This window comes from Flavobacterium johnsoniae UW101, assembly GCF_000016645.1.
Classification (GTDB): Bacteria; Bacteroidota; Bacteroidia; order Flavobacteriales; family Flavobacteriaceae; genus Flavobacterium; species Flavobacterium johnsoniae.
Window position 1 is genome coordinate 2198497 of record NC_009441.1, and the last position, 24386, is coordinate 2222882.

Consider the following 24386-nt stretch of genomic DNA (forward strand, 5'->3'; position numbering starts at 1 on the left):
CGTGAATTCGTGGCGGAAAAAAAGAAAAAATGAAGTAAATTGGTCTAAAATATTTTAGAATGCAAAACTTGATCAAAAGAATTATAGGTATTGGAGTTATTGTTTTATTAATTGTTCTGGCTTTTAAATATTGCCAGTTTAAGAAAGAAGACGATTCTGATATTCAGTACAATACTAATTTGATTCAGCAGCAGATTCTTAACGTTGGGAAATTGGTAGTTACCGAAGGGCATTTCTCAGAAGTGATTACCTATAAAAATCAGCAGAAATATTTGATGAACATGATTTCTTTTGAGAAAAAAGCACTTATTGTAGTTAATGCCAATGTAACCGTTGCCTACGATTTGCATAAAATGAAATACGATATCGACGAAAAAAACAAAACAATCACGATTCTAAATATTCCAAAAGAAGAAATCACAATCAATCCTGATATTCAGTTTTATGATGTAGAACAAAGCAAACTGAATCCGTTTACAGGAGATGACTACAATAAAATCAACAAATCAGTAAAAGCCAATCTGGCGAAAAAAATCGACCAGTCAACGCTAAAAACAAACGCCCAAAATAGATTGATAAGCGAATTGTCTAAAATTTTAATCCTGACCAATTCAATGGGCTGGAAACTGCAATACAACGGAAAGACTATTGAATCAGAAACTGAGCTCAATCAGGATTTGAAATTGTAATTTTTAATATTTTAAGGTTTTTTGCCCACGAGTTTAACCGATGAAACGGGTTTGCACTGGGATTTGTTTAAGTTTTAATAGGCATTTAATAAAATATGCTTTGCAGCTTGTAAGGTTTAAAAAAATCTGTGTTTATTAGTTTAAATCAGTACAATCAGTGTGCAATATTTTATACAGTTTCTTTATCAAAAATCAAATCCAATCCGCCAGAAATTAAATGTGCAATTTCTGGACGTTTTTCTTTCAGCTGGTCTAAATGAACCAAAACTTCCTGTAAAAGTTGTTTTTCATCAGAATCCTTTAGAAGTTCTGCAATTTCAACAGACAAAAGCCAATCGTTAGAATGATTATTTTTTAAATTTTCAAAAACAGATTTAAGTTCCGTTTTAGAACCTTTATTCTTTCTGATATCTCTTACTGTTGCGTACAAATTCTCTAATTCGTCGCGTTCTTCAGTATGCTTGGCTTTAATAGTTTTTGTAGACGGAACAATATTAATTAAGTCAAAACTATTTACATCAGCAGGACCGGAAAAAGCAGAAATCACTTTTTTGCCAATTGCCATATCATAATTTCCCCATTCAGGCTGAAACAAAATGGTTTCGCCATGCGTTACAGTACAATTTCTAAAACTGATTAAAATAATTTCACCGTGTAAGTTTCGCGATCCGGTGATAATTTCACCTTCTACAATAATATTCCCTTCAAACTCCAGTTTTACGGTTTCGTTTTCAACAATACTGTAAGCCTGTAAATCCTTTGGACTCATATCTTCAATAGCCAGATTAAAACCTTTCAGTTTTCCAATCGGACTTCCAAATCCGTGCGGATGCGTTAAAGTTCCGTGACCTACTAATTCTTTTTCTCGATACGACAAAGCAGTTTTTCCAGTTGTTTGAATGTAAACCGGTTTTCCTTCTTCTTCAATAACATTTGTAAAAACTCCTGAAATTTGTAAACCTGTACTCAATTCAATTGTGCCCAGAGCATTGGATTGAATGAGTTTTTTTATTCCCGAAAGCCCTCCGGTACGAAGTGCCATTTTATTAGCAAACTCTTCCAATACTAAACTTAAATAAGAAAAAGTAGGAGTTACATAAAGTTGCGGCTGTAACTGCGTAATATCAAAATTCTGATTTGCTGCCGAAATATCATAAGGGATTTTCTTTACATTATCAGTCATGCACCAAGCACTTTCGCCAATTGAAGAAAGTAATCCGGCGCCGTATATTTTAGGGTTTTCAATCGTTCCAATCAAACCATATTCAACCGTCCACCAGTGAAGGTTTCTAATTTGAGCCATTTCAGACAATTCGCCCATATCATTTTGCAAATCAGCCACTGCTTTTTCAGCTTCGTCGATTTTTTCCTGCGGCGTATCTTCAGCTTCTTTTAAAATCGAAAGCAGTCGGATTGCCTCATACATCTGATAATCTTTATGAGATGAAATTGCTTTGCACCCAATTTCACCAAAACGTCTTAAATATTCAGCATATTCAGGATTTGCAATAATAGGAGCGTGGCCGGCACCTTCGTGAATGATGTCTGGAGCAGGCGTATATTCAATATGTTCTAATTGTCGAATGTCTGATGCAATAACCAAAACATTATAAGCCTGAAACTCCATAAAAGCATTTGGCGGAATAAAACCGTCAACAGCAACAGCAGCCCAGCCAATTTCGGTTAAAATACGATTCATTCCGTACATACTCGGAATAGAATCAATTTCGATTCCCGTTTTGCGTAAACCATCTAAATAAGAGTGATGTGCAACTTTTGAGAGATAATCTACATTTTTGCGCATAACATATCGCCAAACCGCCTGATTAATTGGTGTATAATCACTATAATCCTGAGGTTTAATAAATTGCTTTAAATGTTTTGGCAATCGTTCTAATAACGGATTGGTTTCTATAGATGCATTCATTTCGAAAACGTTGTAGATTAGAATGTAAAATTACGAATTTAGACTCCTAATTTTTGCATTTCATCACAAAATTTTTATTCGAAACTGATTTTTATTGCGTTTTTGTAGATTTTAGATCGTTAACAGAAAAATAGAAATTTTAGCAGTCGTTATTTTCGAAACTTACTCTTTCCAGAGTTTGTTCGTAGTTTTCGATTTCTTTTTTAGTCATTGAAACTTCTTTTAAATCTATTTTTAACTGCTTTTTAGTATCGGGACTAATCCATAAACCAGAGAAAGTATTTCCAGTTTTCTTTAAAATCAAAACACCGCTGAAACCATGTTCAACCATAATAAATTCATTTTCAGCTTTTCTGTTCTGTGTAATATCCAGATGAAGCCATTTGTTTGATTTATAACGGTATATTGCTACATAACTTAAATCAGCCGTACATTGGTTTTCTGTTGCTTTAATATAAAAAGTAACTGGCGTTTTTCCATCAACCGTTCCTTTATATAAATTAGAAAAGGGCGCTTGTGATTGTGCAGTTAATTGGTTTATAAATGTAAAACAGATAATAACAAATGAGATTGCTTTTTTCATAACTAAGAAATATAGATTTTGGTTTAATTCATTTTAGCCAAATATAAAATTCTGTTTGTTATTTGAAAGAAATTTTCTAAGATTTTTTTGCGGCATTTCTCAATTCATTTTCAGCATTCCTGAAATATTCAATTTTATGACTGAACATAAATGCCATGTTTGTGGCACGCATTTTTGCTTCTTCGGTAATCACGCCTGCAAACTGAGCATCGATTGTAATATTAAAAATGGCAATCCAGCGGTCAAAATGTGTTTTATCAACCGGCAGTTGTTTGTGCGGCGGAAAAGGAGTTCCCGAATAAGCACGAACATCAAATAAAATAGTCTGCCAGAATCCGTACATTTTTTGCAGATGAGGTTCCCAGCGGTCTTGTAGTTTGTCATTAAAAATTGGGCCTATTAGATCATCTTTTCTAACATTGGCATAAAAGCTGTCAACCATTTGTTTGATGTCTTCTAAGGTTGAAATATCTTTAAGTTCTGACATGATTCTCTGTGTAAAATTGAAATGCAAAAATACGCCATAACTCCAAGTTTGTTCTATGATATTTGTCATTTGTGAAAATTTTATAACATCATAAAATAGGCTGCATATTGATTAAAGAATTGATTTTTAGAATATTCTAATCAATGTAAAAAATAAGATTAGTTATTTTATGATTTTTAAAATATTAAATAATTGATTTTCAGGTATTTATGAAAAATGAAGATGAGTTTTTGTTAAGTTAATTTTTACAAATGATGTGTATTTGTAAAGTTCAAATTATATCGATTTCGTGAAAATTGAATTAATTTCGATGCGTTTTAATAAAATTAATCATAATAAAATGAGAAAAATTTAACTATCTACAAACCTCAAAAACCACAAAAAAATGCACAAAACTACTCAAAAACCTACAAATCGAGTGAGAAGCATAATGCAGGTCATTATCATGCTTTTATGTATTAATGTAAGCGCTCAGACTGTTACACCTTTTATAACATCTGGCGATCAGACAAGACTCCTGCAGCAGCAAGGTACAGTAAATTTCGGAACCAATTCCGGGACCAATCCCTCAACAGTTACGGTTAACGCAGGAACGACTTACCAGACAATGGACGGTTTTGGTTACACACTTACCGAAGGAAGTGCCGAAGTAATCAGCGGAATGGCCGCAACACAGCAAAATCAATTATTAAATGATTTGTATAATCCAAATACAGGATTAAATGCAAGCGTAGTTCGTATTAGTATTGCAGCTTCAGATTTAAGCAGTTCTTCTTATAGTTATAATGAAACTTCCGGCGATACCAATATGAACAATTTTAGTTTGAACGGACCGGATCTAACGTATTTAATTCCAATTATTAAAAAGATCCAGCAGATCAATCCAAACATTAAAATATTGGCAACACCGTGGTCAGCGCCCCGCTGGATGAAGACTAACAATTCATGGATAGGAGGAAGTCTGCAGACACAATATTATGCTGCTTATGCAAGATATTTTGTAAAATATCTTCAAGCTATGCAGGCACAGGGAATTCCAATTTGGGCAATCACACCTCAAAATGAACCTGAAAATCCGCATAACGAACCAAGTATGCTGATGAATTCTACAGAACAAAAGAATTTTATTAACCAGCAGCTTGGGCCTCAAATGGCATCAGCGGGTTTTGGAAATGTCAAAATCATAGCTTTTGATCATAACTGCGACAATACTGCTTATCCAATAGATGTATTAAACAACAGCAGTTATGTTGACGGTGCTGCGTTTCATTTGTATTTAGGAAATATTTCTGCAATGTCAACTGTAAAGACTCAAACAAACAAAAACGTTTATTTTACAGAACAATATACAGGTTCGGGAGGGAGTTTTAGCGGCGATTTTGGCTGGCACATGCAAAATGTAGTTATTGGAAGCACCAACAACTGGTCCAAAACAGTTTTAGAATGGAATGCTGCCAATAATTCTAGTTTAGGACCACGCACACCAGGCGGATGCAACACATGTTTAGGTGCTATTACGGTTAATAACAGTACGAGTTATACCAGAAATGTGGCGTATTATATTATTGGTCAAATTTCTAAATATGTAAAACCGGGTGCAGTAAGAATTGGTTCTTCCAGCACAAGCGGCAGTATTTTATCAGTTGGATTTAAAAATCCTGACGGATCTATCGCTCTTGTAGTATATAACACTTCCGGATCATCAAATACAATAAAAGTGGTTTCGGGTTCATCAGCGTTTAATTATGCAGTTCCGGGTTCATCAGCAGTTACTTTTACCTGGGGAGCAGGAACACCGCCTCCAACTGGTTTTCCGGGATATTATAATATCATTTCAAGAAACAGTAATAAAGGACTTGACGTAGCAGATAATTCAACAACGAGCGGCGGAAGAATTCAGCAATATGATATAACTAACGGCGGCGGAAATAACCAGCGTTGGAGATTTGTTTCTGACGGAGCCGGCAATTATTACATTATAGTAAAATCAACCGGAATGTATCTGGCAGTTGAAAATAATGGAACAGCAAATGGACTAAAAGTACAGCAGAGAACTTTCTCTAATTCTAATGAATTTAAATGGACGGTTGAAAGTCTTGGTGGAGGATATTATAAAATTACGAATGTAAATACAGGTAAGTCTCTTGATGTTGAAAGTGTATCTACAGCAAATGGAGCTAATATTCAGGTTTGGGATTATACAGGAGGATTAAATCAGCAATGGCAGTTTGTTCAGGTTGAGTCTACGGCAAAAAAAGCGTTATCTGTAAACCCTAAAGAAAATGAAAATACAGCTGATATGGCTGTTTATATTGATGAAGTAAGCGATCATTTAAAAATTGAAACAAATCATGAAGGCACTGCCGATGTAGAAATATTCAATATCAACGGACAAAGCGTGTTGAAACGAAATGTAAATTTTGTAAAAGGAAATCTTTCTGAAATTGAAGTTTCGAGACTTCCAAAAGGAGTTTATATTGTGAGAGTAAACGATGGAGCAGGGTCTTATTCTAAAAAAGTATTAAAACAATAATTATCAATTAAGGGTTCAATTAGTAATTTTATATTGATGCTTAAAAGGCTGTCTAATTTTTTTAGGCAGCCTTTTATTTTATCAATTTATCCAATTAATTGCGTAAACAAATCCTGATTATCGTTTAAGTATTGAAATTCAAAACCGTATTGTGTCATTTTCATTTTGATAGGCAGAATATCTTTTTTCTTTTTTAATTCTAAACCAACTACAACAGAACCAACTTCGCGGCTGTTTTTCTTGGCAAACTGAAAATAAGTAATGTCATCATCCGGACCTAAAATATTATTTACAAATTCTTTTAAAGCTCCCGGACGCTGTGGAAACTGAATCATGAAATAATGCATTAAACCTTCATAAAGCAGAGAACGTTCTTTTATTTCAGCAGTTCTTTCAATATCGTTGTTACTGCCGCTTACAACGCAGACTACGTTTTTACCTTTAATTTTATCCTTGTAAAAATCCAAAGCAGCAATAGTTAAAGCACCTGCAGGTTCTACAACCATCGCTTCTTCATTATACAATCTTAAAATGGTCGTGCAGACTTTTCCCTCTGGAACGAGAATAATGTCTTCTAGATTATAACGGCAGATTTCAAAAGTTTTATCACCAACTTGTTTCACTGCTGCACCATCAACAAATTTGTCGATTGTTTTTAGTGCCGTATTTTTATTTTCTTCCATGGAAGTTTTCATCGAAGGAGCACCTTTTGGCTCAACGCCAATAATTTTAGTATTCGGACTTAAATGCCTGAAAACTTCCGACAATCCAGAAGCCAGTCCGCCGCCACCAATAGGTACAAAAACATAATCGATAGGTTCTTTATATGTCTCCAATATTTCTAATCCAACAGTTCCCTGTCCGGCAATTACTTTTTCGTCATCAAAAGGATGAATAAAAGTTTTGTGGTTTTTGATAGCATCTGCAGTTGCCGAAGCATAGGCATCATCAAAAGTATCTCCGGTTAAAACAATTTCAACAAACTTTTTCCCAAACAATTGTACTTGCTTTACTTTTTGTTTTGGAGTGGTTTTTGGCATATAGATTTTGCCGTTTATTTTAAGAAGATTACAAGAATAAGCAACACCCTGCGCATGATTACCAGCACTGGCACAGACAATTCCGTTTGCTTTTTCTTTTTCGTTTAACGAAGAAATCTTATTGTAAGCACCCCGAATTTTGTATGAACGAACAATTTGCAAATCTTCTCGTTTTAATAAAATAGTAGATTTGAATTCGTCTGAAAGATTCAAATTTTGGGTTAAAGGCGTAGCAGAAATTACATTTTCGAGCTGCTTTTTGGCGTTAAGTACTTCGTTAAATAAACTCATGATGTTTTTTGTTTTTGCCACGAATTACACGAATTGACACTAATTTTATTGTCTTTAAAAAAAATAATTCGCGCTAATTTGTGTAATTCGTGGCTATTTAAAATCTCTATTAAAATAAAAAACCTCCCAATTGGGAGGTTTCTATAAATTATATTTTACAAACTTATATAACACCTCGCCATCATTGCAGAATTGCAATAATGCTGATAATAGCGATAATAATGTTGTTAAAGTTCTTCATTTTTTTAGCCGATTGAACAGCAAATGTATTAATTATTTTGGAAAGTTCACAACTATTTAAAGTTTTATAAAAGCTGAAAACTACCAGCTGCGACTGAAAACTATTTCTTAACCGGCGGATATTGAGCTAAAATTTTAGCAACAAATTCGGCAATTCTTTCATCTTTTTTATCGATGTTTCTTGTCAAAGTACCAATTCCTTCACCCTGCCAGATCATTTCTTTCTTTTTAGCATCGATTAAATCAATGTACAAAGTTCCTTCGGTAGAAGTAGAAACGGTAGTTTGGTTTCCGTACATCATCCACGGATTCCATCCCCATCCCCAGCCATAACCCCAGCCGGCACTGAATTGGTTTACATCAACCTGCTCTCTTGATTTTGTAAAAATATTTACCAATAAATCAGGATTGTCGCTTTTTGTAAAACCTTTAGCAGCCATTTGGTCATCAATTGCGCGAAGAATTCTTCTTTTATCTAAATCTGATATTTCGACTTTGTCAATTCCGGGCTTAAAGTAAGCGTATGTTTTATAAGGCGCAAAATCGACAGTTTTGTCATAATCAGAATAAACGGTCACAGTACTGCAAGAGCTAAGTATCAGCAGTAACAAAAGTGGAATTAACTTAAGTGTTTTCATATTTCTAAGAATTAATGTTCTCAATTTTAATTAAAGCAAACTTTCATCGACTAGATTAGGTAAAGTTACTTTTAATAAAGGCTCAACTTCCATTGCTCTTTTTATAGCAAAAACAGCACCATCGTTTCTTGCCCAGCTTCGTCTTGAAATTCCGTTGTTAACATCCCAGAAAAGCATTGACGCTAAACGCTTTGAAGCCTCTGTAGAACCATCAAGAACCATACCAAATCCGCCATTTATAACCTCTCCCCAGCCAACGCCGCCACCATTGTGAATAGAAACCCAGGTTGCTCCTCTAAAGCTGTCGCCAATCACGTTATGAATCGCCATATCAGCAGTAAAACGAGATCCGTCATAAATGTTTGAAGTCTCTCTGTAAGGTGAGTCAGTTCCGGAAACGTCATGGTGATCGCGTCCTAAAACAACTGCGCCAATTTCGCCTTTTGCAATTGCCTGATTAAAGGCTTCGGCGATTTTAATTCTTCCCTCAGCATCAGCATATAAAATACGAGCTTGAGAGCCTACAACCAATTTATTTTCCTGCGCGCCTTTAATCCACTTAATGTTATCCTGCATTTGCTGCTGGATTTCATTGGGAGCAGTTTCGGCCATTTTTTCTAAAACTTCACAAGCGATTGCATCTGTTTTAAGCAAATCTTCTGGTTTTCCTGAGGTGCAAACCCATCGGAAAGGACCAAATCCGTAATCGAAACACATTGGTCCCATAATATCCTGAACGTAGCTAGGATATTTAAAATCGATATTATTTTCGGCCATTACATCGGCGCCTGCGCGAGAAGCTTCTAGTAAAAAGGCGTTTCCGTAATCAAAAAAGTAAGTTCCTTTTGCAGTGTGTTTGTTAATAGCATCCGCATGACGACGTAAGGTTTCCTGAACTTTTTCTTTGAATAATTCCGGATTATTAGCCATCAAATCATTAGCTTCTTCAAACGAAATTCCAACCGGATAATAACCTCCAGCCCACGGATTATGAAGTGAAGTCTGATCTGAACCTAAATCAATTTTGATGTTTTCCTGATCGAAACGTTCCCAAACGTCAACGACATTTCCTAAATAAGCAATAGAAACCGTTTCTTTATTGGCTTTCGCCAAAGCTACTCTGGCAACCAATTCGTCTGTCGAAGTTACAACTTCATTAATCCATCCTTGTTCGTGACGGATTTTAGTAATCTTCGGATTTACTTCGGCGCAGACCGTAATACATCCTGCAATATTTCCGGCTTTTGGCTGTGCGCCTGACATTCCGCCAAGACCCGAAGTTACAAATAAACTTCCTTCCGGATTCTGTTTTATTTTTCTGAAACCGTTTAAAACTGTAATGGTTGTTCCGTGTACAATTCCCTGCGGGCCAATATACATATAACTTCCCGCTGTCATTTGCCCGTATTGCGAAACTCCTAAAGCATTCATTTTCTCCCAATCGTCAGGTTTAGAATAATTCGGGATTACCATTCCGTTTGTTACCACAACTCTTGGCGCTTCTTTATGAGAAGGAAATAATCCCATTGGGTGACCTGAATACATGGTTAAAGTCTGCTCATCTGTCATTTCAGACAAATACTGCATCGTCAATAAATATTGTGCCCAGTTTTGGAAAACAGCTCCATTTCCGCCATAGGTAATCAATTCATGCGGGTGCTGCGCCACAGCATAATCCAGATTATTCTGAATCATGTGCATAATCGCTTTTGCTTGCAATGATTTCCCTGGATATTCGTCAATTGGTCTTGCATACATTCTGTAATCAGGACGAAGACGGTACATATAAATACGGCCGTATGTCTCTAATTCTTCTGAAAATTCAGGAATTAATTCGGCGTGATGTTTTGGATCAAAATAACGCAAAGCATTTTTCAGCGCCAGCTTTTTTTCTTCTGCCGAAAGAATTTCTTTTCTTTTCGGAGCATGATTAATAGCTGGATCGTATACCTGCTTTGGTGGTAATATAGAAGGTATTCCTTGTTGAATTTGTTCTTTGAAAGTCATTTTTTTAAGATTCTAAGGTGCTGAGGATCTAAGATGCTAAGGTATTACAGTTAGATTAACAGCAGATTAATTTTTTGTTTTTTTTGATTATGCCGCCCCGCTGGGGCTCAAATGTGACTGACGGTTATTGTTTCTATAAATATATCGCTCCTCAGGGAGCTTTTAAGTTTAGAAAAATCTATTTAAAATATGCTGCCCCGTTGCTCAAAAATGATGGACTGTTAATTGGTTCTACAAATATTTTGCTCCTCTGGAGCTGATAAAATGAAGCCTTGGAAAGGCGAAATATTTATAGGAAAACAATAACCCTAATATAAAAGCTCCAGCGGAGCGAAATATTACCCAGCCAAATTGCAATTTAAAATCTGAAATTTATTTAAATTATCTCATTTTTAAATTGACTCATTGGCAAATTGTCACATTTTCTAATATAAAAAACTAGGGATAACGGATATCCGACCTATGATAGGATTTGTGGATCGTAATCCTAAAATTTCTTGAACGAATATCCATCTCTGATATTTTAGATTGTTGATTTTAGATTGGGAAATTATCTTAATTATCAAATTGCCACATTATCTCATTAAGAATAAACTTCCTCATTAACACAAAACGGCATTTTTTTGCCTTCAATAACCGCAATTACATTTTGCGCTGCACAAACTGCCATTCCGTTTCGGGCTTCGTATGTTGCTGAGCCAATGTGCGGTAAAACGCAGCAATTTGCAAGCGACAATAACGGATTATCTTGTTTCATTGGTTCTGGATTGGTAACGTCTAATCCAGCGCCCCAGATTATATTATTAGTCAGTGCCTCAAACAAATCATTTTCATTATGAAATTTCCCTCTTGCGGTATTGATGAAAATCGAATTCGATTTCATTTTAGCAAAAGCATTTTTATTGAAAATTTCATTGTTTTCTGCACTGTAATTAGCATGAATGCTTAAAACATCGCTTTCTGCAAGTAAGGTTTCAAAATCTACATACTTAGCATCCAATTCTTTTTCTGCATCTTCTTTACGGGAACGATTATGGTAAATAATGTTCATTCCAAATGCGGCTTTGCATTTTTGAGCCATTTTAAAACCAATTCGTCCCAATCCAAATATTCCTAATGTTTTGCCATATAGTTCCTGCCCTAAATTGGCTAACGGATCAAAACTTCCCCAATCGTTGTTTAAAATTCTTTTATGATTGAAAAATGATTTTCTCGCAACGCTTTGCATCAATAAAAAGGAAACATCAGATGTCGCTCTGCTTAAAACATCGGGTGTATTCCCAATAGGAATTTTTCTGCTGTTTGCCGATGGAATATTGACAGAATCAAATCCCACAGAAAACAAAGCAATGCCTTTTAAATTGGGACATTGCTGAAAAAAATCTTCATCAAAAAAGTTTTGGGTTCCAACATTTAAAAGAACATCGTTTTTCTGGCAGATTTTAATAAAATCTTCTCTGGATAATACATTTTCTGTTGGGTTTATAGTCAGATTTATGCCTTTTTCCTGAAGTAATCTAAGACCAGCTTCTGGTATATTTTTATTGATAAAAACGTTCATTTTGTGTTATATAATTTTATGAAGGTTTATTTATTCTTCCTGTTTTTTTATCATATCCGTACGGACAATGACGACAGCCGCTTTTGCAGCAATAGCCTCTTTTTAAATGATGTTTTTCAGTAAAGCATTTATAACCTTCGGGCGTATAGTAAAAATCTTCGCCTTCGATTAATTTATTTTCATTACTTTGCTCTTTCATAAATCTGCTTCGTGTTCTTTTTAGAATAAACTAAAATCAAAAATATAAATATTTGATTGTGATTTTATTGAAATCGAACAATTTTATAGCTACAAATTTATAAATTTTACAGCCAATGTTTCTGATTGTTGCCAAATATTTAATTCCGAAAGGTTATCGAGGAATGGCTGTATTTCCGTTTGTAATTGCAAAATATGATTATGACAAGACGAATAAAGTTTTTGTTAATCATGAAAAAATACATTTAAGACAACAATTAGAGCTTTTAGTGATTCCGTTTTTTATCTGGTATTTTTTAGAATATCTAATTCGTCTCATTCAATATAAAAACGGGACTTTGGCATATCGAAATATTAGTTTTGAAAGAGAAGCTTACGCAAAAGAAACCGACGTTAATTATCTAAAAAACCGATCTTTTTTTCAGTTTTTACATTACATGAAGAGCTATAAGCAATAGGCTTTAAGCAATAAGCTTGATGCTAAGACAAGAATTATAACTTTTGACTTTTGACTTTCCAACTTAAAAAAAATGAATCCAGTTTTCAATCAAAATATAAATATTCAGTTTCCAAATCATATTTCGCTGACTATAAAGCGTGAAGATTTAATTCATCCGTTTGTTTCGGGAAATAAATTCAGAAAACTAAAATACAATTTACTTCAGGCAAAAGCCGAAAACAAAGATACTTTATTGACTTTTGGAGGAGCTTTTTCGAACCATATTGCGGCTGTGGCTTATGCAGGAAAAGAACAGGGGTTTAAAACGATTGGAATTATTCGAGGAGATGAACTTTTGGATAAAATACAGGAAAACCCAACCTTGAAATTTGCTCAGGAAAACGGAATGCAGTTTGAGTTTGTTTCGCGAGAGGAGTACCGTTTAAAAAATGAAAAGTCATTTATAGAAAAGCTGAAAGAGAAGTTTGGTGATTTTTATTTGGTTCCGGAAGGAGGAACAAATGAACTTGCTGTAAAAGGCTGCGAGGAGATTTTGACAGAAGAAGATTCGGTTTTTAATTACGTTTGCTGTGCGGTTGGAACAGGCGGCACAATTTCGGGATTAATCAATAATGCATTGCCAAATCAGAAAATTTTGGGCTTTCCAGCGTTAAAAGGTGACTTTTTAAACGATGAAATTCGTATTTTTGCAAAAAAAGATAACTGGAATTTAATTTCTGACTATCATTGTGGAGGTTATGGCAAGATAAATTTAGAATTAATTGAATTTATTAATTCTTTTTTTGAAGAAACAAAAGTGCCCTTAGATCCAATTTATACAGGAAAGATGGTTTTTGGCGTTATAGATTTAATAAACAAAAATTATTTTCCTGCGCATTCAAAAATTTTACTCATTCACACAGGCGGATTGCAGGGAATTGACGGAATGAATATAAAGTTGAAGCAGAAGAAATTACCAATACTCAAAACCAATGATTAAAAAAATTGTATTACTTCTCGTAATATTAGCTTTAGCAAGCTGCTCTTCTAGTAAGCCTGCCATCGCGACGACTAAAAAAGCGGCAGATGTTCAAACTAGGACCGCATCTGCAAAAAGAACCGCTCCTGCTAAGCCTACAGCTAAATATCCTTCTACAAATAATACAACTGAGGTTATTCAATCGACTTCAAAAACAGTTGTTACCAGCGATTTAATTAATAATTATGTTTTGCAATACAAAGACATTGCAATGGGAAACATGAAAACTTACGGAATTCCGGCAAGTATTATTTTAGCACAGGGAATTTTAGAATCGGGTGCGGGCAGAGGAGATTTAGCTGTAGATGCTAATAATCATTTTGGAATTAAATGTCATAATGATTGGCTGGGAGAAAGTGTTCGCCACGACGATGACTCAGCTCAGGAATGTTTTAGAAAATATCCGCAGGCATCAGAATCATATAGAGATCATGCCTTATTTTTGGTTGGGAAAAAGCGATATGCGACCTTATTTACTTACGAAAAAGACGATTATAAATCTTGGGCAAAAGGATTGAGAGCTGCTGGTTATGCAACAGATCCGAAATATCCAGACAAGCTGATTAGTTATATTGAACGTTATAATCTGCATCAATATGATTGTCAGGTTACAGGAAGAAACTATGTGCCAATTAATACTTCGGTTCCGCCAAAAAAATCATCTTATGATGTCGCGTCTGACCCTAAGATCAATATGAATTCAAACGATCCTAATTTATACGAAGTTCAAAAAGGAGATACGTTATACTCAATTTCGAAAAAATTCAATTTATTAGTTGATGATTTAAAACAAAAGAATAATCTAACTGATAATGCAATTTCGATTGGGCAGAGGTTGAAAGTGAAATAATTATCAATTGATAATTGACAATTAACAATTATCAAGAAATCTAAAATAAAAAATGTTATATAAAAGAAGTAGTCAGCTTTTTGCTGAAGCAGAAAAAGTAATTCCGGGAGGAGTAAATTCACCAGTAAGAGCCTTTAAAGCAGTTGGCGGAACTCCGATTTTTGTAAAAAGTGCTAAAGGCGCTTATTTATATGATGAAGACGGAAACAAATTAATAGATTACATCAACTCTTGGGGACCAATGGTTTTAGGCCACGCTTATCAGCCGGTTGTTGATGCTGTAATCGAAAAAGCAAAACTGGGTACTTCATTTGGAATGCCGACAGAATTGGAAACAGAAATCGCTGCTTTAGCCGTTTCTATGGTTCCAAATATTGACAAAATACGTTTTGTAAATTCGGGTACAGAAGCTTGTATGAGCGCAATTCGTCTGGCTCGCGGATTTACAAAAAGAGATAAAATCATCAAATTTGCAGGTTGCTATCACGGACATTCTGATTCATTCCTGATTCAGGCAGGAAGCGGTGCGGTAACTTTTGGATCTCCAAATAGTCCAGGGGTTACAGAAGGAACTGCAAAAGATACTTTATTAGCGAAATACAATGATTTAGAGAATGTAAAAACTTTAATCGAAGCTAACAAAGGGGAAATTGCCGCTATCATTATTGAAGCTGTTGCTGGAAATATGGGTTGTATTCCACCAGCAGAAGGTTTCTTGCAAGGTTTAAGAGACTTATGTACAGCAAACGGAATTTTATTGATTTTTGATGAGGTAATGACTGGTTTCCGTTTAGCACGCGGCGGAGTTCAGGAATTATATGGAATTGATGCTGATATTGTGACTTTCGGAAAAGTTATTGGCGGCGGACTTCCTGTTGGAGCTTTTGCAGCACGCGAAGAAATCATGAATTATTTAGCTCCTCTTGGACCAGTTTATCAGGCAGGAACATTATCTGGAAATCCGTTAGCAATGGCTGCAGGATATGCGATGTTAAAAGCTCTTGATAATGACAGAGAAATTTTTACTCGTTTAGAAGAAAAAACAGCATATTTAGAAGCAGGAATTGACAGAGTTTTAAAAGCAAACAATGTTGTGTTTACAATCAATAGAGTCGGTTCTATGATTTCAGTTCACTTTGATGCAGGTCCGGTGACAGATTTTAAAACTGCTGCAAAAGGAGATAACGAAACGTTTAAGAAATTCTTCCACGGATTGCTGCAGGAAGGTGTATACATTGCGCCATCTGCATATGAAACATGGTTTATTACAGATGCTTTAACGTATGAAGATTTAGATTTTACAATTAATGCGATCGACAAGGTTTCGAAAACATTTTAATAACAAAAAAAGAGGCTTTTAAAGCCTCTTTTTTTATGGATTATTTTTTGTCTTTTCTGTGTTCTTTCATTTTGTCTTTATGCTCTTTTTGAATTGTGGTCCATTTTTTATATTGATCTGTATTCAAAATAGATTTCATTTTAGCATCATACGCTTTGTGATCTTCTTCCATTTGTTTTTTCATGGCTTTCTTGTCAGCATCTGTTGGCTGAATACCAGAATCTCTTCTGCTTTTTTTAAGCATCGCCATTTTTGTACTTCTGTCAGATAAAAGTTCGCTGATTTGTTTTTGCTGATCTGCATTTAAATTTAAATCAGTTGTCAGTTTTTGTAAATGAGCCTGATCGCGTTCCTGTGGTGATTTAAAATGACCTTTGTGATCTCCTTTATGATCTCTATAGTCTTTTTTCAAAGCCGTCCATTTTGTGTATTGATCAGCATTTAAAATGGCTTTCATTTTAGCATCAGCAGCGTCTTTATCAGCTTTCATTTGTTTTTTAAAAGCTTCTTTTTCTTCAGCAGTAGGTTTTGTTTTGTTGTTTTTTCTATCTTCTCTAAACTTTTCTGCTTTTGCACTTCTTTCAGCTAAAAGCTGTTTTACCTGTTCCTGTTGATTTTTATCTAAGTTCAAATCAGAAGTTAATTTTTGCAAATGCTTCTCACTGCGTTGTTCCGGGGTTAATTTTTCGCGTTGATCTTTCGCCGGTTTCTGATTGATGTCTTGTGCAAAACTTACTATTCCAACGAATAATAAAGCAGCAATAAATAATTTTTTCATTTTTCGTCTTTTTTTAAAGGTTTATAGCAATTAGACTTCTACAGGTTTATTAAGTTTAATGGCATTTTCAGGTTTATCTTTTATTTAACAGAAAGTATTAAGAAAAATATAATGTCATTTAAAAAAACAAAAAAGAGGCTTGCGGCCTCTTTTTGTAAAAACTAATTAGTTGTTTTCTTTTCTATATTCTCTCATTTTTTCTCTGGCTTTATCTTTATTTTTTTCTTGTAAAGTATGCCATTTTGTGTATTGATCTGCTGTTAAGATTGTTTTCATTTTAGCATCGTTAGCATCTTTTTCTGCTTTTAGTTCATTTTTAAGAGCTTCTCTTTCGGCTGCAGTTGGTTTGGTGCCGCTGTCTCTTTTATCTTTTCTTTCTGCTCTTAGTTTTTCTGCTTTCGCACTTCTTTCTGCTAATAATTGTTTTACCTGAGCCTGCTGATTAGCATCTAAACTCAATTCAGAAGTCAGTTTTTGTAATTGCTTTTCATTACGTTGTTCCGGAGTCATTCTTTCTCTCTGTTCACGTTCCGGTTTTTGATCTGTGTCTTGTGCAAAGCCTGCTATTCCAACAAATAACATTGCTGCGATAAATAATTTTTTCATGATTTGTCTTTTTTAAGGTTATAGCGTTTAGACTATAATAAACTGAATTGGTTTAATTTATATTGTTCAAATTGTTTATTTAACTTTTGAAAGAAGTAGTTTATGAAAGTTAACATTGAAAATATTTTCTTATTTTTAAGGTATCAACAAATTAAAATCCAGAAAACATTATGAGCAAAATCGCCTTTTTCTCAACGCAGCCTTACGACAAAGCTTTCTTTAACAAATACAATGCTGACTTTGGTTTTGAATTAGATTTTTTCGAAACACAATTGAATCCGCAGACTGTAATTTTAATTGAAAATGCTGAAATTGTCTGTGTTTTCGTAAATGATATTGTAAACGAAACAGTAATAAAACAATTGGCAGAAAAAAATGTAAAAATTATTGCATTGCGATGTGCGGGTTTTAATAATGTTGATCTGGATGCTGCAAAAAAGTACTGCCTTAAAGTCTGCCGTGTTCCTGCATATTCTCCACAAGCCGTTGCAGAACATGCAATGGCCATGATTTTGACTTTAAACAGAAAAACACATAAAGCTTATAACAGAGTTCGCGAACAGAATTTTTCTCTAAACGGATTATTGGGGTTTGATTTGTTTGGAAAGACAATTGGAATTATTGGAACAGGAAATATAGGAAAAGCATTTTCTAAAATTGCTCTTGGTTTTGGCTGTAAAGTTTTGGCTTATGATATTGTTGAAAATGAAGAAATGAAAAAGGAAGGCGTATCTTTTGTTGGTTTAGAGGAGATTTTTAAATCAAGTGATATTATTTCGCTTCACTGCCCATTAAACGATCAGACGAAGCATGTGATTAATAAGACTTCGATTTCTTTTATGAAAGATAATGTAATGATTATCAATACAAGCCGCGGCGGATTAATAGAAACTTCGAGTGTAATTGAAGGTTTAAAAGAAGGTAAAATAGGTTATTTAGGGATTGATGTTTACGAACAGGAAGAAAAACTGTTCTTTAGAGATTTATCAGCAGATATTATTCAGGATGATGCAATTCAGCGTTTAATGAGTTTTCCAAATGTTTTGGTAACGGCGCATCAGGCATTTTTTACTAATGAAGCTTTAACCCAGATCGCTTTGGTGACTTTTAATAATATAAAATCATTGCTGGAGAAAAACGATATTGAAAATAAAACAGCTCTGCTGGTTTAAATTATGTAGGCGTAAACTCGGTTTCAAAAAACTGCTAAGTTTGGAAGGAATTTATAATTTAAAAAATCAGATTATGAGAAATAAAATCCTAATTCTAGTTACAATTCTGGCATTATATTCATGTCAGAATAAAAATGATTCAAAAAATATTGTCAAAACAATTGTTCAGGATACTTTATCTAAAACAATAGGGGGAACAGCAAATTTAAGCGATGCTCCGCCAAGAGATGATAAAGCAGTAGAGCTGATACGAAAACAATTGAATGTTTTATTAAAAAAAGATATTCCTGCAATGACAAAAGAAGATCGTTATTTTTATTACGAAGAATTTGATTTGAATAACGATAAGAAAAACGAGTATTTTGTTGGGTTTTCTAATTCTTATTTCTGCGGAAGCGGAGGCTGTTCCGGATATATTTTAAATAACGATGGAAGTGTAATTAATCATTTTACCGTGACCGATTTTCCAATTTATGTTACGACTTCTTCTACTGAAAAGTTTTATGATCTTTTGATGAAAAGCGGCGGTTTATTTCATCATATAAAAATGAAAAACGGAAAATATCCTTCGATTCCATCTATAGAAGAAAAATGGAAAGGAGATGTTCCTAAAGAAACTACCAAGGTTTTGGATATCAATGATAAAAAGTATGAAAAATATTCGTTCTAAAAAGAAAACCCGACAGGTTTTTAAAACCTGTCGGGTTTGAATATTATAAGATCCAATTTGGAATTTAACCAACTAGTTCCACAAATTTAAACTCTCCGTCAACAACAACTTTAGTTAAACCGTGTTTAGATAAGTTTTTCATAGACGCATCCCATTTTTTACCGCTTAAGTTAGCTGTAATTTTTAGCTGCGTTAAATCCATTCTATTTTCATTTTTCGTAAGCAGGTCAATGATAAATTTTTCTTCATCAGAAAGTTCAATCTGAGCTTGTTTTTTCTCAGGACGCATTTGAGGGAACAATAAAACTTCCTGAATAGAAGCATTGTTTGTTAAATACATAATTAAACGATCCATTCCAATTCCCATTCCAGATGTTGGAGGCATACCGTACTCAAGTGCTCTTAAGAAATCTTCGTCGATAATTCCGTTTGCTTCGTCATCACCTTTTTCAGAAAGACGCATTTGGTCTTCAAAACGCTCTCTTTGATCGATTGGGTCATTTAATTCAGAATATGCATTTGCAATTTCTTTACCGCAAACCATTAATTCAAAACGCTCAGTCAAATCTGGATTATCTCTGTGTTCTTTACAAAGCGGAGACATTTCTTTTGGATAATCTGTAATGAAAGTTGGCTGAATATAATTTCCTTCACATTTAGCTCCAAAAATCTCATCAATTAATTTTCCTTTACCCATTGTTTCGTCAACCTCGATTCCCATTCCTCTAGCCGCTTCAAACAATTCTTGTTCTGTTTTTCCAGAAATGTCGAAACCAGTAAAATGCTTGATAGAGTCTGTCATTGTAACACGTGCATAAGGCGCTTTAAAGTTGATTTTGTGCTCGCCAAAAGTAACTTCGCTAGTTCCGTTAACAGCAATTGCACAATGCTCTAGTAAACCTTCAGCAAATTCCATCATCCAGTTGTAGTCTTTATAAGCTACATATATTTCCATTGCAGTAAACTCAGGATTATGCGTTCTGTCCATACCTTCGTTACGGAAGTTTCTAGAGAACTCATAAACACCTTCGAATCCACCAACAATTAATCTTTTTAAATACAACTCATTCGCAATACGCATGTAAAGCGGAATATCAAGTGAGTTATGGTGCGTAATAAATGGTCTTGCCGAAGCTCCACCAGGAATTGACTGTAAAACCGGAGTATCAACTTCAAGATATCCAGCATCGTTAAAATAACCACGCATTGCAGTAAATAACTTTGTACGTTTAATAAACGTTTCTTTTACCTGCGGATTTACAGTTAAATCTACATAACGCATTCTATAACGCAATTCAGCATCGTTGAAAGCATCGTGTACATTTCCGTCTTCGTCAACTTTTGGTAAAGGTAACGGACGTAATGTTTTGCTTAAGAAAGTAAAGCCGGTTACACGAATACATTTTGCTCCAACTTGTGTAGTAAACAATTCACCTTCAATACCAATAAAATCTCCTAAATCGGTTAATTTTTTGAATACTTGGTTGTATAAAGTTTTATCATCGCCTTCGCATAAAACATCACGGTTTACGTACAATTGAATACGTCCTTCGCTGTCTTGTAATTCAGCAAAACAAGCTTTACCCTGATCACGAACACTCATCAAACGTCCCGCAACGATAACCTTCTTACCTTCCTCAAAAGTTTCCTTTATCTGCTTCGAAGTATGATTTACAGGAAAAAGATTAGCTGGATAAGGATTGATTCCCAGATTGCGTAAGTTTTGAAGTTTTTCTCTTCTGATGATTTCTTGTTCTGATAATGCCATTTTGTGCTCTATTTTTTAAGTGTGCAAAGATAAAGAAAAGAATGCAGAATTTAGAATGCAGATTTTAGATTTTTTGCAGCATCAATTTATTGGGGTTCAACCACCTTTAGTCCCGCTATCCGCTTGTATCTTTTCTTCCCTAAAGAAGGGAAAAAAAGGATACCGCTTCTATCGGGGCTGGACTAGATGTTTTGTTTTTGGGATGTGTTTTATTGTTGGGTAAAATATTTCTGTAAGAAATAAACGTAGAAAAACTTACTATCTTAGCTTCTTAAAACCTTAGCCACTTAAAAATAAATGAAATATTTATCGATTTTTCTACTACTGGTTTCTTTTATCAGTTGTCAAGTTACTGAAACTATTACAATCAATCCAGACGGAAGCGGTGTTGTAGAAATGAAACAAGATCGAGAAGAAAACAGCTATATGCGGCTTGCAGGCGAAGAATATACTAAGGAGAATGTTTTTAAGGATACAACTTATATTTTTAAGGATTACATTAATAAATACAATGAAAACTTTTTGAAATATCTGCCGGAAGAACAGCAGTTATTTCAAAAATATGCCAATGTAAAAGTGCATACCAAAAGAAGTTCTTTTGAAAAAGAATATAAAAATGAGTTTGTCCTTCATTTCAATACAGTTTCGGAAATTCCGGATTTGTATAAAACGGAAGATTATGCATCAGATATTGAGCATAATTATGCCTTAAGTGCAGAAAATCATTATTTCAGAATTGGTTATAATTTTGACGGAAAAACGTTCAGCCGTTTGGTTACGATTATAAATGAAACAGAGCTGGAAAAAGCAAAAAAACAATCTAAGGAATTCAACGCTAAATATGGAGCTTTAAAACTGGTACAATCATACGTTTTAAATTATCATTTCCCCAGAAATATAAAATCAGTTTCTAATTCAAAAGCTTTTATTAGTGCAGACAAAAGATCTTTAACCTTAGAATTTCTGCTTTCAGATTGTTTGCAAGATCCTGAAATGACAAATTTAAAAGTGGTTTTAGAATAAATTCATCTGCACGTTATCATTACATCTGGAAAATCCATGAGCTATTTTTTCGCCTAAACGATTAAACAAATCAACAATTAAACAATTCAAAATAGACTTCGTATCTTTGATAAAAATTGTACTACGATGAAATTATACAAATTATTTGCTTTTTGTTTTTTATTAGCAACTCTAACGAGCTGCACTTTTACTGAAAATATTACAATTAACGATAACGGAACCGGAAAATTCTCTGTAGATATGGACGGTTCGGCTTTAATGGAAATGGCAGGCGACCAGATAGGAAATCAAATGGGAGCTGATGCAAAAAAAGAGATCGATTCTAGTTTTACTTTCAAACAATTATTTGACGAGAAAAAAGACAGTATTGCAAAACTATCACCCGAGGCTCAAAAAGAAATTAAAAAACTCGAAAATTTTGTAGTTAATACTAAAATGAGTTCTGAGAAAAAGCAATTTTTAATGACGTTGTCGACTGACTTTAAAAATGTAAACGAAATGCAGGATATTCTGCAAACACTCAGCACACTTCAAAAACTAGAAGGCGGTGCAGCGGCATCTCCTTTTGGAAGTGGTTTTGGAGACAATAACAGTAAATTAAGTTATAGTTACGACGGGAAAAAATTCACCAGAAAAGCAGTTATTGATGCGCAAAAAAAGGCACAAAAACCGAAAGATTCTGCCGGAGATATGTCTAAAATGATGTTTGCTTCTTCAACTTATGTGGTAAAATATAATTTCCCAAAAAAGATAAAAAAAGTATCCAATCCAAACGCTTTATTCAGCGACGACCGAAAATCAATTACAATTCAATACCCTTTCACGGATTATATGGAGAATCCTGACAAACTTAACTTTGATGTTGAGTTTGAAAAATAATTAAAATGAATAAAAAAATTCAACTTCAGGATCTGGGAAACAGAGACTATAAATCGACTTGGGAATATCAGGAAGAACTTTTTCAGGATATTGTCGATTTAAAAATCAAGAACAGAAGAGAAGAACTGGACTTGCCAACATCCAATTATTTATTGTTTGTTGAGCATCCGCATGTTTATACTTTAGGTAAAAGCGGCGATTTAGAAAACTTATTATTAAACGAAAAACAGCTAGAAGCAAAAGGAGCAGCTTTTTATAAAATTAATCGCGGCGGTGATATCACATATCACGGACCGGGACAAATTGTTGGATATCCAATTCTGGACTTAGAAAATTTCTTTACGGATATTCATAAATACCTGCGTTTACTTGAAGAATCTATGATTCTGACTCTGGCAGAATACGGATTAGAATCTGGCAGAAGCGAGGGCGAAACAGGAGTCTGGCTGGGAGTTGGAACTCCGTTTGCACGTAAAATATGCGCAATGGGCGTTCGTGCTTCGCGCTGGGTAACAATGCACGGATTTGCTTTAAATGTAAATGTAGATTTAGGTTATTTTGATAATATTATTCCGTGCGGCATTCGTGGAAAAGGTGTTACGTCTTTAAACGTTGAACTTGGCGTAGAAAAAGTAGATGAAGACGAAGTAAAGTCTAAAATCATAAAACATTTAACCCATTTGTTTGAAGCTGAAATAGTTTAAAATAAAAAAGACTTATCATTTTGATAAGTCTTTTTTTATTCGAAAAAATCAAGCTCTAATTGATCCGGCAGAAGTCTAAAACTCATTCGGTGATATTTTGTAGTGCCATATTTTTTAATGGCTTCGCGATGTTCTTTGGTTGGATATCCTTTGTTTTGTTTCCAATTGTACATTGGGAATTCTTCATGAATTTGGTCCATATATTCGTCGCGGTATGTTTTTGCTAATATAGAAGCAGCGGCAATACTTAGAAATTTAGCATCACCTTTAATTATACTTTGATTAGGAATTGATTTTAAGAGTTCAATTTCTTCTTTAGAAAATTGCTTCCCAAAAGTATTTTTCAATCCCAATTTTGCATTTAGAGAACGATTTCCATCAACAATAATATATTCAGGTATATGTTTTAATTTCAAAATACACTCCTGCATTCCTTTCATAGAAGCATTTAAGATGTTTATTTCGTCAATTTCATCAGGAAATAAATGCGTAACCGAAAAACAAAGCGCCTGCTCTTCTATAATAGGTTTTAAAAGTGCTCTTGCTTTTTCAGACAATTGCTTACTGTCGTTTAATATGTTATTCTCAAAAACACTGGGTAAAATTACCGCGGCTGCGGTAACCGGCCCCGCTAAACATCCACGTCCAGCCTCATCAGTTCCAGTCTCTAAAGTAAATCCTGAATAATTAAGTTGCAGCATTTTTATTTTTTTTGAACCACAAATATTATATTTTTTTTTCTAAAAATCATTAAAAAGCAATATTCAAAATAAAGGAGGTAAAGTCCTTTATTTTGATAAATTAAATACAAGTTTGTTAATTTTTAACAATCACTTTAATGGAATTATGTTTGATTTTAGAAAAAAATGAGTTTTTAGAAAAAATGATTTATGTAATGCTTTTATTTAAAAGTAAGTTATTTCTG

23 protein-coding genes are annotated in these 24386 nt (G+C 34.2%); 11 read left to right on the forward strand and 12 right to left on the reverse strand.

The annotated features are described in order from the left end of the window. The first annotated feature begins 59 nt into the window (after window positions 1–59). Complete coding sequence (locus tag FJOH_RS09875) at window positions 60–689, forward strand: DUF4230 domain-containing protein (protein ID WP_012023977.1); 630 nt, start codon at window positions 60–62, stop codon at window positions 687–689. Between the two features lie 169 nt (window positions 690–858). Here FJOH_RS09875 and FJOH_RS09880 read toward each other — a convergent pair whose 3' ends face one another. The 3 genes from FJOH_RS09880 to FJOH_RS09890 form a co-directional block, all read right to left on the reverse strand. Further along, window positions 859–2616, reverse strand: a complete 1758-nt coding sequence (locus tag FJOH_RS09880; RefSeq protein ID WP_012023978.1) for an aromatic amino acid hydroxylase — start codon at window positions 2614–2616, stop codon at window positions 859–861. Between the two features lie 139 nt (window positions 2617–2755). Next, window positions 2756–3199 carry a hypothetical protein gene (locus FJOH_RS09885; protein ID WP_012023979.1) on the reverse strand — a complete coding sequence of 148 codons (444 nt, stop codon included), beginning with the start codon at window positions 3197–3199 and terminating at the stop codon, window positions 2756–2758. Window positions 3200–3275: 76 nt separating this feature from the next. Continuing rightward, window positions 3276–3686: a group III truncated hemoglobin gene (locus FJOH_RS09890; RefSeq protein WP_044047635.1), complete on the reverse strand. Its 411-nt coding sequence runs from the start codon at window positions 3684–3686 to the stop codon at window positions 3276–3278. A gap of 385 nt (window positions 3687–4071) precedes the next feature. Here FJOH_RS09890 and FJOH_RS09895 point away from each other — a divergent pair, with 385 nt between their 5' ends. Then, window positions 4072–6219 (forward strand): RICIN domain-containing protein, encoded by a 2148-nt coding sequence (locus tag FJOH_RS09895; RefSeq protein WP_012023981.1) that lies wholly within the window; start codon window positions 4072–4074, stop codon window positions 6217–6219. 86 nt (window positions 6220–6305) lie between these two features. Here the strand turns inward: FJOH_RS09895 and ilvA are convergent, their stop codons facing one another. The 5 genes from ilvA to FJOH_RS09920 form a co-directional block, all read right to left on the reverse strand. Continuing rightward, a complete protein-coding gene (ilvA, locus tag FJOH_RS09900) occupies window positions 6306–7550 on the reverse strand; it encodes a threonine ammonia-lyase IlvA (RefSeq protein ID WP_012023982.1) in 1245 nt (414 codons plus the stop codon). Window positions 7551–7891: 341 nt separating this feature from the next. Further along, window positions 7892–8428 (reverse strand): DUF4136 domain-containing protein, encoded by a 537-nt coding sequence (locus FJOH_RS09905; protein WP_012023983.1) that lies wholly within the window; start codon window positions 8426–8428, stop codon window positions 7892–7894. A gap of 30 nt (window positions 8429–8458) precedes the next feature. Then, window positions 8459–10435 carry a urocanate hydratase gene (locus FJOH_RS09910; protein WP_012023984.1) on the reverse strand — a complete coding sequence of 659 codons (1977 nt, stop codon included), beginning with the start codon at window positions 10433–10435 and terminating at the stop codon, window positions 8459–8461. Between the two features lie 583 nt (window positions 10436–11018). Then, window positions 11019–11996: a 2-hydroxyacid dehydrogenase gene (locus tag FJOH_RS09915; RefSeq protein ID WP_012023985.1), complete on the reverse strand. Its 978-nt coding sequence runs from the start codon at window positions 11994–11996 to the stop codon at window positions 11019–11021. A 16-nt stretch (window positions 11997–12012) separates the two neighbouring features. Next, the gene (locus FJOH_RS09920; protein WP_012023986.1) at window positions 12013–12195 is read right to left on the reverse strand and encodes a DUF5522 domain-containing protein; all 183 of its coding nucleotides are present in this window, start codon (window positions 12193–12195) and stop codon (window positions 12013–12015) included. Between the two features lie 115 nt (window positions 12196–12310). On the opposite strand from FJOH_RS09920, the gene FJOH_RS09925 reads away from it, so the two are divergent. The 4 genes from FJOH_RS09925 to hemL all read left to right on the forward strand — a co-directional run bounded on the left by FJOH_RS09925 (window position 12311) and on the right by hemL (window position 15861). Next, window positions 12311–12652: a hypothetical protein gene (locus FJOH_RS09925; protein ID WP_012023987.1), complete on the forward strand. Its 342-nt coding sequence runs from the start codon at window positions 12311–12313 to the stop codon at window positions 12650–12652. Between the two features lie 72 nt (window positions 12653–12724). Then, window positions 12725–13633 carry a 1-aminocyclopropane-1-carboxylate deaminase/D-cysteine desulfhydrase gene (locus FJOH_RS09930; RefSeq protein WP_012023988.1) on the forward strand — a complete coding sequence of 303 codons (909 nt, stop codon included), beginning with the start codon at window positions 12725–12727 and terminating at the stop codon, window positions 13631–13633. Continuing rightward, complete coding sequence (locus FJOH_RS09935; RefSeq protein ID WP_012023989.1) at window positions 13626–14522, forward strand: glucosaminidase domain-containing protein; 897 nt, start codon at window positions 13626–13628, stop codon at window positions 14520–14522. The genes FJOH_RS09930 and FJOH_RS09935 overlap by 8 nt, the downstream gene beginning before the upstream one ends. 52 nt (window positions 14523–14574) lie before the next feature. After that, entirely contained in the window at window positions 14575–15861 is a 1287-nt protein-coding gene (gene hemL / locus FJOH_RS09940; protein WP_012023990.1) for a glutamate-1-semialdehyde 2,1-aminomutase, read from the forward strand. A 40-nt stretch (window positions 15862–15901) separates the two neighbouring features. Here hemL and FJOH_RS27205 read toward each other — a convergent pair whose 3' ends face one another. Next, entirely contained in the window at window positions 15902–16639 is a 738-nt protein-coding gene (locus FJOH_RS27205) for a hypothetical protein (protein ID WP_012023991.1), read from the reverse strand. Between the two features lie 165 nt (window positions 16640–16804). Next, complete coding sequence (locus tag FJOH_RS09955) at window positions 16805–17245, reverse strand: hypothetical protein (protein WP_012023992.1); 441 nt, start codon at window positions 17243–17245, stop codon at window positions 16805–16807. 170 nt (window positions 17246–17415) lie between these two features. Here FJOH_RS09955 and FJOH_RS09960 point away from each other — a divergent pair, with 170 nt between their 5' ends. Further along, window positions 17416–18417, forward strand: coding sequence for a 2-hydroxyacid dehydrogenase (locus tag FJOH_RS09960; protein WP_012023993.1), 1002 nt, complete (start codon window positions 17416–17418; stop codon window positions 18415–18417). 73 nt (window positions 18418–18490) lie between these two features. Further along, on the forward strand, window positions 18491–19087 hold the full coding sequence (locus FJOH_RS09965; protein WP_012023994.1) for a hypothetical protein: 597 nt from the start codon (window positions 18491–18493) through the stop codon (window positions 19085–19087). Window positions 19088–19151: 64 nt separating this feature from the next. On the opposite strand, the gene lysS is transcribed toward FJOH_RS09965, so the two are convergent. Beyond that, window positions 19152–20855 (reverse strand): lysine--tRNA ligase, encoded by a 1704-nt coding sequence (gene lysS / locus FJOH_RS09970; protein WP_012023995.1) that lies wholly within the window; start codon window positions 20853–20855, stop codon window positions 19152–19154. Between the two features lie 297 nt (window positions 20856–21152). Here lysS and FJOH_RS09975 point away from each other — a divergent pair, with 297 nt between their 5' ends. The 3 genes from FJOH_RS09975 to lipB all read left to right on the forward strand — a co-directional run bounded on the left by FJOH_RS09975 (window position 21153) and on the right by lipB (window position 23461). Further along, window positions 21153–21878 (forward strand): hypothetical protein, encoded by a 726-nt coding sequence (locus tag FJOH_RS09975; protein WP_012023996.1) that lies wholly within the window; start codon window positions 21153–21155, stop codon window positions 21876–21878. A gap of 126 nt (window positions 21879–22004) precedes the next feature. Then, window positions 22005–22757 (forward strand): hypothetical protein, encoded by a 753-nt coding sequence (locus FJOH_RS09980; protein ID WP_012023997.1) that lies wholly within the window; start codon window positions 22005–22007, stop codon window positions 22755–22757. A 5-nt stretch (window positions 22758–22762) separates the two neighbouring features. Beyond that, window positions 22763–23461 (forward strand): lipoyl(octanoyl) transferase LipB, encoded by a 699-nt coding sequence (gene lipB, locus FJOH_RS09985; protein ID WP_012023998.1) that lies wholly within the window; start codon window positions 22763–22765, stop codon window positions 23459–23461. A gap of 35 nt (window positions 23462–23496) precedes the next feature. On the opposite strand, the gene FJOH_RS09990 is transcribed toward lipB, so the two are convergent. Then, on the reverse strand, window positions 23497–24162 hold the full coding sequence (locus tag FJOH_RS09990) for a ribonuclease HII (RefSeq protein ID WP_012023999.1): 666 nt from the start codon (window positions 24160–24162) through the stop codon (window positions 23497–23499). Between the last annotated feature and the right edge of the window lie 224 nt (window positions 24163–24386).

Excerpts from the sequence above, each read along its gene's own strand:
- FJOH_RS09875 (WP_012023977.1), top strand. The coding sequence starts at position 60 with ATGCAAAACTTGATCAAAAGAATTATAGGTATTGGAGTTATTGTTTTA.
- FJOH_RS09880 (WP_012023978.1), bottom strand. The coding sequence starts at position 2,616 with ATGAATGCATCTATAGAAACCAATCCGTTATTAGAACGATTGCCAAAA.
- FJOH_RS09885 (WP_012023979.1), bottom strand. The coding sequence starts at position 3,199 with ATGAAAAAAGCAATCTCATTTGTTATTATCTGTTTTACATTTATAAAC.
- FJOH_RS09890 (WP_044047635.1), bottom strand. The coding sequence starts at position 3,686 with ATGTCAGAACTTAAAGATATTTCAACCTTAGAAGACATCAAACAAATG.
- FJOH_RS09895 (WP_012023981.1), top strand. The coding sequence starts at position 4,072 with ATGCACAAAACTACTCAAAAACCTACAAATCGAGTGAGAAGCATAATG.
- ilvA (WP_012023982.1), bottom strand. The coding sequence starts at position 7,550 with ATGAGTTTATTTAACGAAGTACTTAACGCCAAAAAGCAGCTCGAAAAT.
- FJOH_RS09905 (WP_012023983.1), bottom strand. The coding sequence starts at position 8,428 with ATGAAAACACTTAAGTTAATTCCACTTTTGTTACTGCTGATACTTAGC.
- FJOH_RS09910 (WP_012023984.1), bottom strand. The coding sequence starts at position 10,435 with ATGACTTTCAAAGAACAAATTCAACAAGGAATACCTTCTATATTACCA.
- FJOH_RS09915 (WP_012023985.1), bottom strand. The coding sequence starts at position 11,996 with ATGAACGTTTTTATCAATAAAAATATACCAGAAGCTGGTCTTAGATTA.
- FJOH_RS09920 (WP_012023986.1), bottom strand. The coding sequence starts at position 12,195 with ATGAAAGAGCAAAGTAATGAAAATAAATTAATCGAAGGCGAAGATTTT.
- FJOH_RS09925 (WP_012023987.1), top strand. The coding sequence starts at position 12,311 with ATGTTTCTGATTGTTGCCAAATATTTAATTCCGAAAGGTTATCGAGGA.
- FJOH_RS09930 (WP_012023988.1), top strand. The coding sequence starts at position 12,725 with ATGAATCCAGTTTTCAATCAAAATATAAATATTCAGTTTCCAAATCAT.
- FJOH_RS09935 (WP_012023989.1), top strand. The coding sequence starts at position 13,626 with ATGATTAAAAAAATTGTATTACTTCTCGTAATATTAGCTTTAGCAAGC.
- hemL (WP_012023990.1), top strand. The coding sequence starts at position 14,575 with ATGTTATATAAAAGAAGTAGTCAGCTTTTTGCTGAAGCAGAAAAAGTA.
- FJOH_RS27205 (WP_012023991.1), bottom strand. The coding sequence starts at position 16,639 with ATGAAAAAATTATTTATTGCTGCTTTATTATTCGTTGGAATAGTAAGT.
- FJOH_RS09955 (WP_012023992.1), bottom strand. The coding sequence starts at position 17,245 with ATGAAAAAATTATTTATCGCAGCAATGTTATTTGTTGGAATAGCAGGC.
- FJOH_RS09960 (WP_012023993.1), top strand. The coding sequence starts at position 17,416 with ATGAGCAAAATCGCCTTTTTCTCAACGCAGCCTTACGACAAAGCTTTC.
- FJOH_RS09965 (WP_012023994.1), top strand. The coding sequence starts at position 18,491 with ATGAGAAATAAAATCCTAATTCTAGTTACAATTCTGGCATTATATTCA.
- lysS (WP_012023995.1), bottom strand. The coding sequence starts at position 20,855 with ATGGCATTATCAGAACAAGAAATCATCAGAAGAGAAAAACTTCAAAAC.
- FJOH_RS09975 (WP_012023996.1), top strand. The coding sequence starts at position 21,153 with ATGAAATATTTATCGATTTTTCTACTACTGGTTTCTTTTATCAGTTGT.
- FJOH_RS09980 (WP_012023997.1), top strand. The coding sequence starts at position 22,005 with ATGAAATTATACAAATTATTTGCTTTTTGTTTTTTATTAGCAACTCTA.
- lipB (WP_012023998.1), top strand. The coding sequence starts at position 22,763 with ATGAATAAAAAAATTCAACTTCAGGATCTGGGAAACAGAGACTATAAA.
- FJOH_RS09990 (WP_012023999.1), bottom strand. The coding sequence starts at position 24,162 with ATGCTGCAACTTAATTATTCAGGATTTACTTTAGAGACTGGAACTGAT.